The organism is Hyphomonas sp. CY54-11-8 (assembly GCF_000682735.1).
Classification (GTDB): domain Bacteria; phylum Pseudomonadota; class Alphaproteobacteria; order Caulobacterales; family Hyphomonadaceae; genus Hyphomonas.
Window position 1 is genome coordinate 26,258 of sequence record NZ_AWFD01000003.1, and the last position, 17,382, is coordinate 43,639.

17 protein-coding genes are annotated in these 17,382 nt (G+C 62.6%); 7 read left to right on the forward strand and 10 right to left on the reverse strand.

Going from position 1 to position 17,382, the window contains the following annotated elements; translation table 11 throughout:
• Window positions 1-17: 17 nt before the first annotated feature.
• Together HY17_RS19205 and HY17_RS04515 are read left to right on the forward strand one after the other, a co-directional pair.
• A complete protein-coding gene (locus HY17_RS19205; protein WP_051599697.1) occupies window positions 18-977 on the forward strand; it encodes an MlaD family protein in 960 nt (319 codons plus the stop codon).
• Window positions 977-1,567: an ABC-type transport auxiliary lipoprotein family protein gene (locus tag HY17_RS04515; RefSeq protein ID WP_034763276.1), complete on the forward strand. Its 591-nt coding sequence runs from the start codon at window positions 977-979 to the stop codon at window positions 1,565-1,567. Before HY17_RS19205 ends, HY17_RS04515 begins: the two co-directional genes overlap by 1 nt.
• A 15-nt stretch (window positions 1,568-1,582) precedes the next feature.
• Here HY17_RS04515 and HY17_RS04520 read toward each other — a convergent pair whose 3' ends face one another.
• From HY17_RS04520 to HY17_RS04530, 3 genes are all read right to left on the reverse strand, one after another.
• Entirely contained in the window at window positions 1,583-1,771 is a 189-nt protein-coding gene (locus HY17_RS04520; RefSeq protein ID WP_034763278.1) for a DUF2892 domain-containing protein, read from the reverse strand.
• A gap of 114 nt (window positions 1,772-1,885) precedes the next feature.
• The gene (locus HY17_RS04525) at window positions 1,886-3,085 is read right to left on the reverse strand and encodes an acyl-CoA dehydrogenase family protein (protein ID WP_034763280.1); all 1,200 of its coding nucleotides are present in this window, start codon (window positions 3,083-3,085) and stop codon (window positions 1,886-1,888) included.
• A gap of 12 nt (window positions 3,086-3,097) precedes the next feature.
• A complete protein-coding gene (locus HY17_RS04530) occupies window positions 3,098-4,213 on the reverse strand; it encodes an acyl-CoA dehydrogenase family protein (RefSeq protein ID WP_034763281.1) in 1,116 nt (371 codons plus the stop codon).
• Window positions 4,214-4,405: 192 nt separating this feature from the next.
• On the opposite strand from HY17_RS04530, the gene HY17_RS04535 reads away from it, so the two are divergent.
• The gene (locus tag HY17_RS04535; RefSeq protein WP_034763282.1) at window positions 4,406-4,981 is read left to right on the forward strand and encodes a hypothetical protein; all 576 of its coding nucleotides are present in this window, start codon (window positions 4,406-4,408) and stop codon (window positions 4,979-4,981) included.
• 3 nt (window positions 4,982-4,984) lie between these two features.
• Here HY17_RS04535 and HY17_RS04540 read toward each other — a convergent pair whose 3' ends face one another.
• Entirely contained in the window at window positions 4,985-5,341 is a 357-nt protein-coding gene (locus tag HY17_RS04540) for a hypothetical protein (protein ID WP_065383302.1), read from the reverse strand.
• A gap of 129 nt (window positions 5,342-5,470) precedes the next feature.
• Here HY17_RS04540 and pepN point away from each other — a divergent pair, with 129 nt between their 5' ends.
• Together pepN and HY17_RS04550 are read left to right on the forward strand one after the other, a co-directional pair.
• On the forward strand, window positions 5,471-8,050 hold the full coding sequence (pepN, locus tag HY17_RS04545) for an aminopeptidase N (protein WP_034763285.1): 2,580 nt from the start codon (window positions 5,471-5,473) through the stop codon (window positions 8,048-8,050).
• A gap of 165 nt (window positions 8,051-8,215) precedes the next feature.
• Complete coding sequence (locus tag HY17_RS04550) at window positions 8,216-10,549, forward strand: ATP-binding protein (RefSeq protein ID WP_139068977.1); 2,334 nt, start codon at window positions 8,216-8,218, stop codon at window positions 10,547-10,549.
• Window positions 10,550-10,561: 12 nt separating this feature from the next.
• Here HY17_RS04550 and HY17_RS04555 read toward each other — a convergent pair whose 3' ends face one another.
• The 5 genes from HY17_RS04555 to HY17_RS04575 form a co-directional block, all read right to left on the reverse strand.
• Complete coding sequence (locus HY17_RS04555) at window positions 10,562-11,167, reverse strand: histidine phosphatase family protein (protein ID WP_034763287.1); 606 nt, start codon at window positions 11,165-11,167, stop codon at window positions 10,562-10,564.
• A gap of 5 nt (window positions 11,168-11,172) precedes the next feature.
• Window positions 11,173-11,982, reverse strand: coding sequence for a 3-deoxy-manno-octulosonate cytidylyltransferase (locus HY17_RS04560; RefSeq protein WP_034763289.1), 810 nt, complete (start codon window positions 11,980-11,982; stop codon window positions 11,173-11,175).
• Between the two features lie 5 nt (window positions 11,983-11,987).
• On the reverse strand, window positions 11,988-12,440 hold the full coding sequence (locus tag HY17_RS04565; protein WP_034763292.1) for a hypothetical protein: 453 nt from the start codon (window positions 12,438-12,440) through the stop codon (window positions 11,988-11,990).
• Between the two features lie 148 nt (window positions 12,441-12,588).
• Entirely contained in the window at window positions 12,589-14,538 is a 1,950-nt protein-coding gene (locus HY17_RS04570; protein ID WP_034763294.1) for a M56 family metallopeptidase, read from the reverse strand.
• Complete coding sequence (locus HY17_RS04575) at window positions 14,535-14,897, reverse strand: BlaI/MecI/CopY family transcriptional regulator (protein WP_034763297.1); 363 nt, start codon at window positions 14,895-14,897, stop codon at window positions 14,535-14,537. The genes HY17_RS04570 and HY17_RS04575 overlap by 4 nt, the downstream gene beginning before the upstream one ends.
• 209 nt (window positions 14,898-15,106) lie before the next feature.
• Here HY17_RS04575 and HY17_RS04580 point away from each other — a divergent pair, with 209 nt between their 5' ends.
• Together HY17_RS04580 and HY17_RS04585 are read left to right on the forward strand one after the other, a co-directional pair.
• The gene (locus HY17_RS04580; RefSeq protein WP_034763299.1) at window positions 15,107-15,853 is read left to right on the forward strand and encodes a DUF4197 domain-containing protein; all 747 of its coding nucleotides are present in this window, start codon (window positions 15,107-15,109) and stop codon (window positions 15,851-15,853) included.
• Window positions 15,853-16,830: an alpha/beta fold hydrolase gene (locus HY17_RS04585; RefSeq protein ID WP_034763302.1), complete on the forward strand. Its 978-nt coding sequence runs from the start codon at window positions 15,853-15,855 to the stop codon at window positions 16,828-16,830. Before HY17_RS04580 ends, HY17_RS04585 begins: the two co-directional genes overlap by 1 nt.
• A gap of 9 nt (window positions 16,831-16,839) precedes the next feature.
• Here HY17_RS04585 and HY17_RS04590 read toward each other — a convergent pair whose 3' ends face one another.
• The gene (locus HY17_RS04590) at window positions 16,840-17,307 is read right to left on the reverse strand and encodes a MarR family winged helix-turn-helix transcriptional regulator (protein ID WP_197020224.1); all 468 of its coding nucleotides are present in this window, start codon (window positions 17,305-17,307) and stop codon (window positions 16,840-16,842) included.
• Window positions 17,308-17,382 lie beyond the last annotated feature (75 nt).

Consider the following 17,382-nt stretch of genomic DNA (forward strand, 5'->3'; position numbering starts at 1 on the left):
AAAGGGGGCCCGGACCGATGGAAACGCGAGCGAATTATGCCGTCATCGGCGCTTTCGTCATTGTTGCAACGATGGCCGTTGCCGCTTTTGTGCTGTGGCTCGGCCAGTCCCAGTTCCAGCGGGACTACAAAGCGTACGACATTGTCTTCGAAGGCCCGGTATCCCTCGAGGACGGATCGGCCGTGCGTTATATCGGGATCAAGGTGGGCGAAGTTTCGACCGTCCGTATCGACCGCGCCGACCCGTCCAAAGTGCGCGCCCGTATCCGGATCGACCGCGAAACACCAGTCAAAACGGATTCCACTGCTTCGATCCAGCTCGCCGGGATCACAGGCGTGACCTTCGTCCAGATCAGTGCAGGCTCTCCGACGGCGCGGCTGCTGGAGGCAAAGCCGGGTGAGCCCGTGCCGGTGATCCGGGCAGAGAGAACCCAGCTCGACCAGATCGTTGCGGGTGGCGCGCAGGTGCTGGGCCAGGCCAATGACACGATGGAGCGGGTGAAGAAGCTGCTGACGGACGAGAATGTCGAGTCGATCAGCGCCTCGCTGAAGAATATCGAGACCATCACTACGAAGCTCGCCGCAGATGACGGCCTGATCGACCAGGCCACCGGCACGATGAAAGACCTTTCCCGTGCCAGCAACGAGTTCGCAACGGCCTCCGAGGCGGCTGCGGAGTTCAGCACGAATGCCAATGAAGAGCTCGCCGGCCTTTCCGGACAGCTCGACGAATTGCTGGCCGAGGTGGGCAAGGTGGTCGCCTCAGCCGATGCCGTGATGGTGCAGGGCGGCGACACAGTGCGCGTGGTCAATACCCTGCTGGAAGGTCCGGCCACCGGCGTGGTGGAAGACTCCCGTCTGGCGGCGCAGGACCTCCGCATCCTGATCAGCCGGATGGACCGGCTGACCCGCGAATTCGAACAGAACCCGCAAAGCATGCTTGTCGGGGAACCGGTTCCCTATGAGGACAAACGCTGATGATCCGCTCGATTTCCCTTGCCTTCGCCATGACGGCGCTGACCGCCTGCGTCAGCATCTTGCCGGAACCGGAAGTTCCGGACGGCCTCTACCGGTTTGGCGCGATGACCGAAACCTATCCGGTCGATACGGTCGTGGCCGTTCGCGAGCCTGAAGCCTCCCGCCTGTTCGGCGGACGTGTGATTGCGTCTGAGGATGCCGCCGGTGCCCTGCGCCTCGTGCGCGGCGTGGAATGGGCAGACAATGCCACGCGCCTGATGCAGGTGGCGGTGCTGGATGCGCTGGACGACAAAGGCGCAGGGGTTGCCGTGGCGCTGGAGGCGGGCGCCCATGCAGATTATGAACTCGTGTGGCGGATCGAAGACTTCACGCTGGCAGGCACGCTGGCCAGGTGCGACCTCGAGGCGACGCTTGTGGAAGCGGGCACACGCAAGGTCGTCGCGCAGACAAATGTGACCTCATCGGCAAATGCCGGCGCGTCCTCTGCTGAGTCCCGCGCCCTCGCGCTGGCCGAAGCGGGCCGGGCCTGCGCGGCGCAAGTGGCGGGGTTCGTTTCCGAACAGGCCACGGCCACTGAGCCGGACGCCTGATCGGACGTCAGGTCTCTACAGCTTGCAGGTTCGGATGCCGAGCACCGTGTAGAGCGGGCAGGTGCCCACGAGACCCGTCAGCAGCGGCACGAGGCCGATCCAGCCCCAAGGGGTTTGCGGGCCGACAAAGACGATAGCGATCAGGGCGAGGCCGACAATGACGCGCAGAACGCGGTCGATCGTGCCTTCATTGGTCTTGAACATGGCAGGCTCCTCCAGAATTGGGGGCAGTCTGCCATAAGTTTTCCTGATCGCCATACGTAAAAACCCCGGCCAGTCAGACCGGCCGGGGTTTTTATGTTTGCAATGAAGGACTTATCAGCCGCTTTTCATTTCGTCGAAAGGCTTGTCCTTGTCGACGCGGACATCTTGCGGCAGGCCCAGAACGCGCTCTGCGATGATGTTCTTCAGGATCTCGTCCGTACCGCCAGCGATACGCAGGCCCGGGGCCCACATGAAGCTTTGCTGGAAGATGGCATCGGCCGGCATGCGATCGGACTCGTTGATGATGCCGTAATGATCCTGCATCTCGATGGCCGAGTTACAGATATCCTGCAGGTGGTTCGCGGTGATGATCTTGCCGATCGAGTTTTCCGGTCCCGGGGTCTGGCCGCGGGAAAGGGCCGTCTGCGTGCGGAACTTGGTCAGCTTGTAGCCCTGCGCCGCGACATACCAGTCCGCCAGCTTTTCGCGGAAGGCCTGGTCGGACAGCGTGCCCTGGCTGCGGGCATATTCCATGATCTCGCCCCAGTCCGGACCGGGAGAACCGCCGACCGCAAGGCGCTCGTTCATCAGCGTGACGAGGGCGACTTTCCAGCCTGCGCCGACATCGCCGAGGCGATCGGAGTCCGGGATGCGAACATCAGTGAAGTAGACCTCGTTGAACTCGCGGCCGCCGGAGGCCTGGTGGATCGGACGCACTTCGACGCCCGGCTGCTTCATGTTCACGATGAACATGGTCAGGCCCTTGTGCTTCGGCACTTTCGGGTCCGTCCGGACAAGGAGGATGCCGAAGTCCGAATAGTGGGCGCCGGAGGTCCAGACCTTCTGGCCGTTGATGACCCATTCGTCACCGTCTTTCACGGCGCGGGTTTTCAGGCCGGCAACGTCAGACCCGGCAGACGGCTCAGAGAAGAGCTGGCACCAGATTTCCTCGCCCATCAGGGCTTTCTGGACGTAGCGCTTCTTGTGCTCGTCGGAGCCGAAGGCGATGACGGTCGGCACGCACATGCCGAGGCCGATGGCGAACGGGCCGGTCGGCGCGTCGAATTTCGACTCTTCCTGGCCCCAGATCACGCTCTGCATCGCCGTGCCGCCGCGGCCGCCCCATTCCTCAGGCCAGGTGATCTGCGCGAACTTGTTCTCGGCTTTCGTCTTCTGCCAGGCTTTCGCCTTTTCCAGCATGTTCACGCGGTCACGCGAGGCCGGGGCGGAGCCTTTCGGCTTCAGGTGTTTTTCGAGGAAGGCGCGCGCCTCAGCGCGGAAAGCGGCTTCTTCGGGTGTATCGTTGAAGTCCATGATGTTTCCTCCTTAGGCGGCGTTTTTCTGCTCAAGGGCACGCACGAGTTTCTCTTTCCAGACTTTCGGTCCGCCAGCCTGAACGGCCAGCAGCTTGGCACGGCGGTAGTAGAGGTGGCAGTCCACCTCCCAGGTGAAGCCCATGCCGCCATGGGTCTGGATGTTCTCTTTCGAAGCATACCAGAAAGCTTCCGATGCGGCCACGCGGGCGGCAGCGGCGGCTTCCGGCATTTCCGGGGCATCGGTCGACAGGGCCCAGGCGCCGTAGAAGCAGTTCGAGCGGGCCACTTCGTTTTTCACGTACATCTCGGCCAGCTTGTGCTTGATGGCCTGGTTGCCGGCGATCGGACGGCCGAATGCGTAGCGCTCCAGCGAATATTCCTTCGCCATTTCCAGAGCGCGCGAGGCCCCGCCCAGCTGTTCGAAGGCGAGCAGCACGGCAACCTTGTCCATCAGCTGGTCGTTCAGGCTTGCGCCTTCACCGGCCTTGCCGAGGCGGATGCCCGGTGTCTTGTCGAAGGTCAGCTCGGCATGGCCGCGCGTCGGATCCAGCGTGGAGAGCGCCTTGCGCGTCACGCCTGCGCCAGAGAGATCCACGAGCACGAGGCTCGCGCCGGAGCCTTCCTTGGCCAGCACAACAGCGTGCGTGGCGATGCCGCCATCGGTGACCGGGATCTTGGTGCCGGAGACGGTGGAGCCGTCGAACGTGGTTTTCAGGCTGGCCGGGTCCGGATGGCCCGGGCCTTCGCTGGCCGCATAGCAGCCGATGATTTCGCCGGCGACGATGCGCGGCAGGATGTCGTTTTTCACCTCATCCGACCCGGCGAGCTTGATCGCTTCAGTCAGATAATAGGCCGTGGACGAGAAGGGGACCGGCGCCAGGACGCGGCCCATTTCTTCAGCCAGCACGCACATTTCCAGCATGCCGAGGCCGAGGCCGCCCTGTTCTTCCGGAACAGCCGTTCCCAGCCAGCCCATTTCCGCGATCTTCTTCCAGAGGCCTTCCGAATAGGCCTTGTCGTCATCATTCAATACCTCGCGCACCACCGGAATGGCGCTCTCGGCTTCGAGGAATTTCCGCGCTTCACCGGCGAGGAATTTCTGGTCTTCGGAAAAGTCGAAGTTCATGAGTAGATGGCCTCCCTTCGCCCTTTATACGGGCGTGATTACGTTCTCGGATTGGAAAATAACGTGCTTTACGTGCACGGAAAGCCGTGACCCGGCGGAAAGGTGCCGCAAGGTTTTATGTAAAATTTCGCAGACGGGCTTCATGGCGCGGAAATCAAGACATGACAGGGTGGGCGGCTACAGGAGATCTTCATGGCCAAAGCCCATTTTCACAAGATGCAGCGTGTCTACGTGAAGCCGGTCGGAACCTGGGCGCTTGTCGAACAGGTGATCCCGCATTGGGTCAAGAATGTCGGCGAGCCGCTGAAAGTCACCTATGAGTGCGGGCTGGGCCGGGAGTTCCAGGCGCATGAGCTTGTCTCGGAACAGGCAATGCATGCCGACGAGACCGCCAGTCACGATGATGACCTGCTGCTGGAACATTGGCGCATCGGCCGCCGGTCCACCAAGTGGCGGACGGCGATGGGGCAGCATTCCGGCGACAATCTCGGCACGTTTCCCGTGGTCCTGACCGATGAGGGCGATACCGGCGGCTGGCGGGTCAATCCCGTCGATTTCGACCGCGACCCGCACCGTGTGGAGCACCAGGCCCGGATGATCGTGCAGACGCCGGACCTGTTGCGCATTGCCCGCAAGATTGCGGAAGTGGCAGCCGAGAATCCGAAGGATTTTCCGGCAGACCTGCTGCCTGTCGCCAAACAGTGCGCGATGATCCTGCGCTATGTCTATCAGTTGAACGACGCGCCGGACACGGTCGCCGCGGAATAGGCTTCAGCGCCGGAGGGCGAGCGCGATCCCCGTGCCGAGGCCTGCGCCAAGCATATTGGCCACTTCATCCAATATTGAAAATTCCCGACCTGTCTGCGCCAGGGCCTGAGCGACTTCCATCAGGGCGCCATAGCCAATCGTGATCAGGAAGGCCCGCAGCGCCCGGCCCGGGCCTGCGGCAATCGCGATGGCGCCCCCGAGGCTGCCATAGGCGATGAAATGTTTCAGCTTGTCGGACCCTTCTACCGGCGGAAGGTCCCCGGGCGGCATCACGGACAGGACAGCGATCGCGAGCATGAGGCAGATTGCAGTCATGCCCGCAAACCGGCGCATGGCGGATGATCGGAAAAGCTGGGCCATATGAATGCATTCCATGTGTAACCGGAGTTCAATGCAGGCCTTGTGCCCGCCGGCAGCGTTCCGGCCCTCGACGCGCCTCCCGCCATTTCCTATGTCCAATGAAGCAATTGCCAAGACCCCGGAGCCCTCATGCGAACCGAAACCCCCGTTTCCGTGCAACTTTCCGACTACAAGCCCTATCCGTTCGAAATCGAGCAGGTGGATTTGCGCTTCGATCTCGATCCGGATGCAACCAAAGTCCACTCCGAACTGAAGGTCCGCCGGACGGGCGGCGCTGGGGAGGCGCTGGTTCTGGACGGGGAAGGGCTCACCCTCCTTTCGATTGCGATTGACGGCAAGCCGCTGGCGGCGGGCGCCTATGAGCGGACCGAGAAGGGCCTGACCATCGCCTCGGTGCCGGATGCGTTCACGCTGGTCACGGAAGTCGAGATCGCCCCGTCGAAGAATACCGCACTGTCCGGCCTTTACATGTCGGGCGGGCGCTTCTGCACGCAGTGCGAGGCAACGGGCTTCCGCCGCATCACTTTCTATCCGGACCGGCCGGACGTGATGAGCGCCTTCCATGTCTGGATGGCCGCGGACAAGGCGACCTATCCGATCCTCCTGTCGAACGGCACGCCGGGCGAGACCGGAGACCTCGACGATGGCCGCCACTTCGCCGTCTGGGACGATCCGCACAAGAAGCCAGCCTATCTCTTCGCACTCTGCGCCGGGGATTATGACGTCTATCGCGACAGCTTCACCACGATGAATGGCGACGAGATCGCGCTCGCGATCCATGTCGACAAGGGCGATGCCGAACGCGCCGCCTGGGCGATGGACAGCCTGAAACGTTCCATGACCTGGGACGAGCAGACCTATGGCCGCGCCTATGACCTCGGCGTGTTCAACATCGTGGCCGTGCGCGACTTCAATTTCGGCGCCATGGAGAACAAGGGACTCAACGTCTTCAACTCCGCCTATGTGCTGGCCGATGAATCGACCGCGACGGACGCAGACTTCGAGGCCATCGAGAGTATCGTCGCCCACGAATATTTCCACAACTGGACCGGCAACCGCATCACTTGCCGCGACTGGTTCCAGCTCTGCCTGAAGGAAGGCCTGACGGTCTTCCGTGACCAGAACTTCTCCGCCGACATGCGTTCGCGCCCGGTGCAGCGTATCAAGGATGTGATCCGCCTGCGCGCGCGCCAGTTCGCGGAAGACGCAGGTCCGCTGGCGCATTCGGTGCGTCCGGACCATTACGGCTCGATCGACAATCTCTACACCGCGACGGTCTATGAGAAGGGCGCCGAACTTATCGGCATGCTGCGCCGGATGATCGGCGAGGAGCTCTATCGCAAAGGCATGGACCTCTATTTCGAACGTCATGACGGCCAGGCCGTGACGATCGAGGATTTCTACAAATGCTTCGAGGATGTCACGGGCGAGGACTTCGCCCAGTTCCGCCTCTGGTACGCCCAGGCGGGGACGCCGGAAGTGACCGTCGAGGAAAACTGGAATCCCGAGACGCGTGAAATCGAGATCACGCTGACGCAGAAGACGCCACCGACGCCCGGCCAGCCGGAGAAGCAGCCGGTGCCGATCCCGCTGGAAATGGCGCTGCTGGATGAGGAAGGCAATCTCGCCGAATGGACGACTATCCTCGAAGATGAGGATGTGACCCTGACGCTGGAGATGCCGGACACGGTGACTGAGCCGCCACTCGTCTCGGTGAACCGCGATTTCACGGCGCCTGTGCGCCTGAACCGCAAACTGTCGCGTGACCAGCGCCTCGCCATGGTCCGTATGGAGACAGACCCGTTCAATCAGTGGGACGCTGTCCAGACGCTGGTGAAGGAAGAGATCCTTGCCCTTTCCGAAGGCAGCCAGGCTGAGCCGGACGATGCACTCGTCGCGGCACTCGCCGGCGCGGTGGAAAATGCCGTCGACGACCCGGCCTTTGCCGCGCTGCTGACGCGCCTGCCGGAAGTGGGGGAAATGTTCCTTGAGCGCCAGCCAGCCGATGCGGTTGCGCTGAATGCGGCCCGGAAAAAGCTCCAGTCTGCCCTGGCGGCCAAACTGTCCGGCTTCATCGCCGACACGCTTGGCAAACCGACGCCGGCGCCGTTCGATCCGGGCGCTGAACAGGCCGGGATCCGTGCCCTGCGGACAGCAATGATCGTGCTGCTCGGTGTCTCGCCCGATACGGGCGCCGCCGACACGCTTCGCAAGCTCTATGATGGCGCGACCAACATGACCGAACGCCTCGCAGCGCTGCGCGCCTACACGGTGCAGAAAGGCGGCAAGGCGAACGATGCCCTCGCCGATTTCGAAGAGACCTGGAAAGACAATCCGCTGGTCATGGACAAATGGTTCGCCCTTCAGGCCACCACTGGCGATGCGGAGACGGTGAAGGCGCTTGCGGCCCATCCGGCCTTCGACCTGCGCAACCCCAACCGTGTCCGGTCGGTCGTGGCAGCCTTCACGATGCAGAACCTCGCGGCCTTCCATGCGCCGGACGGGTCCGGCTATCAGGCGGTCGAAGAAGTCATCCTCAAGGCCGATAAAGCGAACCCGGCCCTGGGGGCGCGTCTGCTCACGGCGTTCGAGCAGTGGCGCATCCTGGAGCCGCAGGCGAAGGCGGCAGCAGAAACGACGTTGAAACGTCTTCAGGCGGCAGGCCTTTCCTCCAACGCAGCAGACATTGTGGCCCGCGCCCTCGGCTAAGACAGCGCGTTAACGAAACTTTGAGATTTGTTAACGCTCGGGCAATGATTCCGGCGGACAAGGTAATTTGTGCGAATTTTGCCCGTTTTGCGGGCATGGGATCATCCATTGGTAGACGCGGATAGAAAATCCCAATCGAATCAAGCTTCAGACCCTGTGTCTGAAGTGATTTCAGCACGCCTGAAATGGACCATCGCCGGGACGATCCTCCTGCTCGCAGCGGCCATGGGCCTGAAAGCCTGGGACGAGCATCAGCGCGCCGACGCGAACCTGCTGCTGACACTGCAGGCAGAAGCCGAAGCGCTCGCAGGGCGGGTCGCAGGCCGGGCTGACACGGTCGAGACCGCAATCCGGCTTGTGGCGGACAGCCATGCGTCCCGGTCGGCTATTGCTGGCGCCACGCCGGGCGTCGATGCAGTCATGTCCCTGTCCGATGCGAAACTGGCGCCGGATGGCAGCCGGCTCGACGCGGCTGCTTCGGTGGCGGAGCGCCTGATCGAACATGGTCAGCGCGCCGGCCTGTCAGAGCTTGGCGATGTGGTTCTGGTCACGGGCAGCGAACGGAATGCCATCATCGCACTCGCCCCGGCGGGCACATGGTTACCGGCAACCATGCCGGGACGCGAGATTTCGCTCGTCTCCGGCGGACTTCAGATCGTGGCAGGTGATCCGGTCCCGCGTCCGGCAAATGGGCTTCGTCCAATCCGTCAGGCCGGATTCGAAAAGGGTGAGGGCATGCAGCGGTCCGCCCTGGCATGCAGCGATCTCGCCGGTGGCGGCCTCGCCGTCTGCAACACCACCCGCGCAGACGTGTTCACGCGGGACGATCTGGTCAGCCTGCTGATTTTTGCGCTTCTGCTTGCTGCACCTGTCCTGGCCATCACGGGCCTTCTGGGCCGCCTATCGAAACAGCAGGCCAATACGATTGTGGAAGCCGCGCGGGACGAACAGGCCGACCGGATCATGGCGACCGTCATGCGCAGCGCCCGCGCCGGCTATTGGGAATGGACGCCGGACCAGACGTCAGTCTTCTTGTCTGAAGCCTCGAGCGAACTGCTCGGCCTTGAAGGCATGCGCACCGTGTCGCTCGGCAATCTGCTGAAACAGGTTCATCCCGAACATCAGGCACGCGTGCGCGAGGCGATCGAGAAATCCCGCGACATCGGATGGCTGCAGGTCTCCTTTGCTGCGGCCCAGCCGCCGCTGCGCTGGATCGAGATGCGCGGTTCAGGCACCGAGACGGATGACGGCGCGCTATTCGGCGGTATCATGCTGGACATTACAGACCGCAAGCAGGCGGAAGATCGCGTGAAGGCTGCAGAGCGGCGCCTGCGCAACGCGCTGGAAGGCTTCAGTGGTCCATTCGCACTCTGGGATCACCGCAAACGCCTGCTTTACTGGAACCGTGCCTTTGCCACGGATTTCGGCCTGACCGACACATTGCGGCCCGGCATGACGCACGAGACGGTCACGATTGCCCGTGCAGGGGCTGTGCGCGCAGAGCGCCCGTCAGCGGATGACAAGCAGGTCAATCTGGTCTGCCTGCAGGGTGGCCGCTGGCTGAAGCTGGTCGAGCGGCCGTCTCCGGATGGTGGCCTGATCACGATCGGCATCGATGTGACCGAGAATATCGGCAAGGAAGAAGAACTGCGCCGCCAGAAGGAGCGCATGCGCAAGACAGTTCTGGATCTCGAACGCTCGGAAGGCCGCGCGGGCGAACTCGCACGCAAGCTGACGGAAGAGAAATCCCGCGCCGAAAACGCGGCGAACTCCAAGTCCGCCTTCCTGGCAAATATGAGCCACGAGCTGCGCACGCCGCTGAACGCCATCAATGGCTTCTCGGAGATCCTTGCGAACGAGCTGTACGGATCGCTCGGAGACCCGCGCTACAAGGGCTATGCGCAGGACATCCTGGCATCTGGCCAGCACCTGCTGGACATGATCAACGACATTCTCGACATGGCGAAGATCGAAGCCGGCAAGATGACGATCAATCCGCAACCGATCGATCCGGTCGACCCGGTCGATGCGGCGGTGCGGATGATCCGCCGCAAGGCGTCCGATAAGGATATTGAGGTCGTGCTGGATGTTCAGCCCGGCCTTCCGGAGATCGACGCCGACCATCGTGCCATCCGCCAAATGGTGCTGAACCTTGTCTCCAACGCCATCAAGTTCACCAATGCGGGCGGCAGGATCACGGTGGCCATTCAGCAATACGGCCCGGACATCAAAGTCTCCGTCACCGATACGGGTATCGGCATCCCGGCGGCGGATCTTCCGCGCCTGTCACAGCCTTTCGAACAGGCTGCGGGCGCGCATGACCGTAATTATGAAGGCACGGGGCTCGGCCTCGCGCTGACCAAATCCTTCGCGGAAATGCATGGCGGAACGCTCAGCATTTCGTCCATCGAGGGGGAGGGCACGACCGTCGCCTTCACCCTGCCGATTGCCGGGCCCGGTGAGATGGAAGACGAAACCGGCGACCGCGACGCGGCCTGACAGGTAGTCTGATTAGACAGGCGGGCGCTCGTTCCACGCCAATATACGTGTGCCGGCATTGCACGCGACGATGCCCCAGGCACCCGTCTTGAGCTTCGGCTGCAGGCCGACGGGTACCGCATCCACGACATCCGGCAGGAACCGGGCGATGCCATTGCTGGTGACCACGAGGATGGTCTCTTCCTTCGGCAGGCGGGACGCTTCTGCGAGCAGGGATTTCCAGCCGGCGTGAATGGCGGCCTTGTCCACGGTCCAGCCATCCGGCACGCGGCTGTCTTCCTCCCAGGCGCGCATGGCGTCTTCGCCGATACGGGCGACCACCTTCTCTTCGGCCACATTTTCGTCCGGGCCATAATCGATTTCCGTCAGGAAGGGCAGGACGGTGAGGTCGGGGCCATCCGCGCGGGCGCCGAGGATGGCAGCGGCGGTTTCCCGCGTGCGCTGAAGGGAGGAGCAATAGGCAGCACGGAAGGCTGTGTCAGCAAAGTGGCGGGAAAGCGCTTCGGCCTGTTCTGTGCCGGATCTGGAAAGCGGCAGGTCCGTTCGGCCGCCGACACGCGTGACCACATCACCTTTGTCAAACGTATTGCCATGGCGGCAGACAATGATCCGTCCCATGAGGGTCAGGCCTCCAGCGGGTCGCCATGCTCGGCGACGAGGCGTTCTGCAAGGGCGACATCTTCGGCCGTGTCGATGCCGGGAATGGCGATCCGGTCCGGCTCTACCTCGACGCACTGGATGCTCATGCCGTTCTCGAGCAGGCGCAACTGCTCCAGGCCTTCGAGCTGTTCGTAACGCCCCTCCGGCAGGCTGACATAACGGCGCAGCGCCTCCAGCCGGTAGGCATAGAGACCGATGTGGCGGCACACGGGCGACGGGTCGCCCTTCGTCCGCAAGGCTGCTTCCTTGCGCATGGCAGGGATCAGGTTCTTGGAGAACCACAAGGCGCGGCCGGTTTCATCATGGACCAGCGTGGTGCCGGAAAACGGGGTTTCCTGCTTGTGCAGGCGGAAGGCGTCCAGCGCGTCCCAGGTGAGGCGGACATAGGGGGTCGCCGCATCCGCGCCAGACTCCCTTGCGGCTTCTGCGACGGCAATCACATGGGCCGGCGGGGTGAAGGGCGAGTCGCCCTGCAGATTGACCACAACGTCCGGCGCGGCGCCCATCGCGTCTGCTGCCGCCAGCGCGCGGTCCGTGCCGGAAGGCAGGTTCGGATCCGTCATCACGACCGGGATGCCAAGCTCCCGGCAATGGGTTTCGATCCGCGCGTCGTCCGTTGCCACCACGTGCTGCGCATCGCCAAGCGCGTCCGCCGCCTTCGCAGCCATCGCCGCGACACGCGATACCATGGTGCGCCCTGCAATCATCACCAGAGGTTTGCCGGGCAGGCGAGTAGAGGCATAGCGTGCCGGGACGACAATCAGTGTGCGCATGTGTTTCAGTCCTGGTGATGCCCGTCGAGATCGAATGTTCCATCGCGCATTTCGGTCATCACGCCGACGAAGGGGATGATCCAGCTGATGGCCTCATCGCTGACGCCCTCATCCTGAAGGAAAGCGGTCAGGGCGGGAACAAATTCCTCATGGCGGCCGCACTGATCGACGGCAGCTTCCAGCTCCGGCAGGACAGTGCGGTTGAACGAGTCGGCGAAGGTCTGGATCCGGTTGGACTTGCGGGCGAGAGCGATGGCGACAAACGGGTCCACCTCGCCGTCTTCACGGGCGAGCCGGCGGAAGTCGTTGATCAGGCCGCGGTTTTCAGATGCGAACTTCCGCAGGATCTTGTCCGTCTTGTAGTCGATCCATTCGGCAGAGCAGGGCTCGGGTTCGACCGTCGCACAGGCTGCCAGCGGCAGCAGGAACAGGGTCAGGGCAGTCAGGCGCGGGGTCATCCGGCAGCTCCGGTAAGTGTGTCAGAAATCGAGCGCACCCTAGAGGGGCTCGGCGGGCCTGCAAAGCCTTCGCGTTCAGACGGAAAAGCCCCGGCAGGTCAGTGCCGGGGCTTGGTCCTGGGATTTGAGCGCGAACGCTTACAGGAGCTTACTTTTCAGCGCCGTCGAGTTCGCCTTCCGGGTAGACCTGATCACGGAACGACTTCTTTTCGACGTCGCACAGCTTCTTGCTGGAATTGATGACCGCCAAAGTGGTTGGGGACCGCAGGGCTTCGCCATCACCCTTCACGCAGGCGATCTTGACCGTGTTCTTGCCGTTCCCGAGGTCGACGGTGCGGCTCATCACCTTCGTCTGACCATCCGCAAGGTCGGCGTCGCGGCATTCTTCCACGAGGGCATCCAGGGCGCTGGAGGTTGCGTCGATACGGAATTCGAAGTCGTCGCCGAATTTTTCGTCGATGAGCGCTTCGAGCTTGATGGATTTCTCTTCCAGACGGCTCTCCAGTTCCTCGGTCATGCGTTCGAGTTCAGGTTCAAGCTTCTGGTGCATCTCTTCTGCGCGGGTTTCGTAGACGACGGTCCATTGTTCCGCGCGTTTCTCGAACTGTTCTCCCCATTCTTCCCATTTCTTGCCCCAGGCTTCCCAGTCCTCGTCGGACATTTCGCCGTCGAACTGGACGTCGAAATCTTCGTTGAAGTCCATGACGATGGGCAAGTCGTTCAGCTCGGCCATGAGGGCCTGGAACTCTGCGTCGTCTTCCATGGAGAAATTCATTTCGGGAAGGTTCGATGTAATCTTGGCGGTGAGCTTGGTGATCAGCCTGCCTTCCTCAGCCATTTCCTGGGACAGCCGGTTGATCTCCGCAGTGAATTCGGGACCAGGCTCGATGCCTTCAAAAGGCTCGCCAAGGACAATGATCTGGCGGTCAGGGATCATCTTGCCATTCACGTAGGCGGTGCCGTTCTCGATCCGCAGTTCATGGTGATCGCGTTCGCCTGCATTAGCCGGGACCGAGGAGGTCGCGATCAGGGCGGCTGCCCCGATGACAGCGGTTGCGGTGCCACCGGCGAGGCGGCGGGTGCGGGTCGGAACCGGATGAGTCATGCGGCTGAGGCGCTCCTTCAGGGCATGCGTCAAAGGCAGGCCCGCGCCAACAGGCAGGCGCTCCTGCGAGGCCGACTTCACAGCCTTGATCAGCGTGGCGCCATAAGCGTGCGGCGAAGCGGTGCCCGTCTTCAGCACGTCTGCATCACAGGCGGCTTCCTGGTCCGTGCGGAATGCGCGGTGGGCGTAGTAGGCCAGCGGATTGAACCACATGCAGGCAATGAAGAACTCTGCCAGCTGCAGGGCCCAGAGATCGCCGCGCCGGACATGGGTCAGCTCGTGGGCGAGGGCAGCGCGCTGCTGGGTGTCGTCATAATCCGTCTCGAACCATGCCGGCAGCAAGACGACCGGGCGGAAAAGGCCGGTCACAAGCGGGCCGGACGAAATGAAGCTGGAGGCGATCACCGGCAGGCGCTTCAGGCCGACCTGCATGGCAACCTGCTGTGAAATGCGCTGCAGGCGGGGCGACACGTTCACGGCTTCCCGCTTCACGGTCTGCATGAACACGTGCTGGCGCCAAAGGCTGAGACCGAAGGCAATCAAAGCTCCGCCTGCCCAGACAAGGAACAAGCCGGGCACCAGCAAGACTGACAATGTGTCTATCAAGGTAGGGGAAGGTGCCAGACCGCTCGCGATCACGCTTTCCGCCAGAGGAGGGGCGGGCATGACGGTCGGGGCAGACGGAGAAGTGACGAGTACCGGAAGGATCGCTTCCGGTGCTGAGGCAGCTGCGAACACGCTTGCCGGTTCCGCAGCGGCTTCAGATGACGCGGATTTGGGCAAGCCCAACAGGGGCATCAGGGAAACCGGAACCTGTAGCGGCGGAAGGACCAGGCGGGCCAGCGGCAGGGCCCAAAGGGCATAGGCAACGCCCGCACCGAAATGCTTGGCAACCGGCCGACGGACAAAAAGGATGAGGCCGATCAGCACGGAGACAGCCAGAACGGTCTGCAAGGCCGATGTCATGTCAGGAAGGAAAGTTGCGCCGTTCATTTCTTCAGATCCCCCAGCAGGCGTTCCAGTTCTTCAATGTCTTCCGGTGTCAGGCCGCGCGTATCCGCCAAGTGTGCGACCAGTGGTGCTGCCCGGCCGGAGAAAACGCGGTCCACGAACTGGCCGGCAGCTTTCGCCTTGTAGGCGCCCTCTTCAATGATGGGGTGATAGAGATAGCGGCGGCCATCTTCCTCCGTGCGAAGGGCGCCTTTCTCGACCAGGCGCGCCAGCAGGGTTTTCACGGTGCGGCTGGTCCAGTCTTTCTCATCGCCCAATGCCTCATGAACGTCGGATGCGGCGAGGCCCGGCGTCTGCCAGAGCACGCTCATCACATCGAGTTCGGCGGCGGAAATTTTCATCACTGGGACTCCCCGGTAAGACTACGAATGTGGTCATAAGGTATGACTACAAGCGTGGTCAATGAGTTTCTTTGCAGAGTTGCGTGACAAGTTCGTAAGGTCAGGCTTTGATGCACCGCGCCTGCGTGAGCGGCTTCAATTCAGGGAAGCGCTCCTGTAGGAGAAGAGGGAGTGTCCCGGGGCCGGGGCCAGAGTGAGGGTAAAGGTAGATGAACCGAAGGATGCTGGGAGCGCTGAGCCTGGCGCTTCTCACGGCTGGCTGTGCTGAAACCGGGACAAGCGGCGAGTTTGGCCGCGTACTGGGAGAGGTCCTTGGTTCCGCCACCACACCAGAATCCCAGAGTGCTCTGAGCATTGCCGAGATCGATGCGGGCCTGCGCGAAGCACTGACCGTCGGCACAAATCTGGTCGCCAACCAGTTGGGCCAGACGAACGGATATTATGGCGACCCGAAAATCCGCATCCCGCTTCCCAAGACCTATCGGAGCATCCAGTCGAACCTCGCCAAGGTCGGCGCCAGCGGACCGCTTGATGATCTTGAGCTGCGCATGAACCGCGCGGCGGAGGATTCGGTGCCGGAGGCGCAGGCCCTGATTCTCGGTGCCATCCGCAACATGACGATCAGCGACGCGCTGAACATTCTGAATGGCGGGGACACGGCAGCGACGGATTACCTGCGATCCAGGACGGAAACCCAGTTGCGCGCCGCCTTCACCCCCTATGCCCGGGATGCCCTGTCGAAGTCCGGTGCATTCACGGCAATGGAAGGCGTTGCTGCGCAGTATGGCGCTGGCGGAATCACCTCCAGCCTGCAGGCGGATCTGACCGCCCACGCGGTGGACTACGGCCTCGATGGCATTTTCCTTTATGTTGCCCAGGAAGAGAAAAAGATCCGGGAGAACCCGGTGGCGCGAACGACAGAGCTGCTGCGGCGCGTGTTCGGGAACCGCGGCTGATGCGTCGTTTTGCAACTGAGATGAAAGCCGGCGGCAAACTGGCCGGGATCGAGTTCGGCGATCCGATCAAGCCCTTCGCGGCGGTCTGGATCCACGCCACCGGCTTCAATGCCATGACATACCAGTCCCTGCTGGCACCGCTTGGCCTGCGCCAGCGCGTGGCGGCACTGGACATGCGCGGGCATGGCCGCTCGACCATGCCGGCAAAACCGGGCCGCATGAAATCCTGGCACCGCTACCGCGATGACGTGATCGAATGGCTTGAGAGGGAAGCGCCGCATGGCGTCGTGCTGAGCGGCCATTCCATGGGGGCGACCGTGGCGCTGCTGGTCGCGGGCAAGCGGCCCGACCTCGTCAAAGGCCTTGTCCTGGCCGATCCGGTGATCATGCCGCGCGTCTATTATTTCTGGAAGCACGTCTTCCCGCCGGTCACCTGGATCGCCAACCGGAACATGCTGGCGCGCGGGGCGAAGAAGCGGCGGGCGGAGTTTCCGGCGTTCCGTGAGGCGCTGGAATCCTATACCGGACGCGGGGCGTTCACGACCTGGCGCGAGCCGTTCCTGGCAGACTATCTCCTGGACGGGATCGACCGGGTCGATCACAATGGCGCCCAGAGTGAGGATCAGGTCTGGCGTCTGACCTGCGATCCGAAATGGGAATCGGCAACGTTTGCCGCACAGCGGAACCAGCCCTGGCGGGCCCTCAGAAAGGTGCGCAAGCACAAGATTCCGATCATCGTGCTCAGGCCGAACCGGTCTTCGGTCATCTCCCCGAAAGTGCGGGCACAGATCATCCTGATGAATCAGGCCTTGATGATGAAGGGCGTGCGCGGGACGTCCCACTTCCTGCCGATGGAAGCGCCCTATGAAGTGCGCGATGCGCTATCCGCCTTCATCGCGCGGCTGGTCGAGCGGTTTACGCTGGAAGAGGATTCGGACGTGTCTCGCTCTCTCAGCATCCGCCGCCGCAGGGCGTAGTAGCCGCCTTTACCAGAGTGGCCGGTCGGGGGAGGCTGACTGCGCCAGTTTCTCCATCAGGCGCGTCAGCTCCTGGCGCTCTTCGGGCGTCAACACGGATTCCAGTGCCTGTTCTTCTGACATCGCCATCGGCACGATGTCGTCGTACACGGACTTTCCGGCAGGCGTGAGAAACAGCATCGAGCGCCGCGCGTCCTCTTCAGAGGATTTCCGCTCAAGATAGCCCACCTCGATCAGCCCGGCGACTGCGCGGCTGACGGCGACCTTGTCCATTGCTGTGCGTTGCCCGATTTCTGTGGCGCTGATGCCCGGCGTATCTCCCGTCACTGCCATGACGCGCCACTGCCAGATCGAGAGGCCGAATTCGCGGTCGTAAAGCTCTGCGATCCGCCGCGAGATCGTGTTGGACAGCACGGACAGGCGATAGGGCAGGAATTCACGCAGTCGCAGCTGAGGGGTCCGGGAGGGTTCGGGCATGGCGGGTCCATTCATACTTGCCTTGACGGCAATAAATAGTTACATATGAAACTAAATCTGATTATCACAATAGGG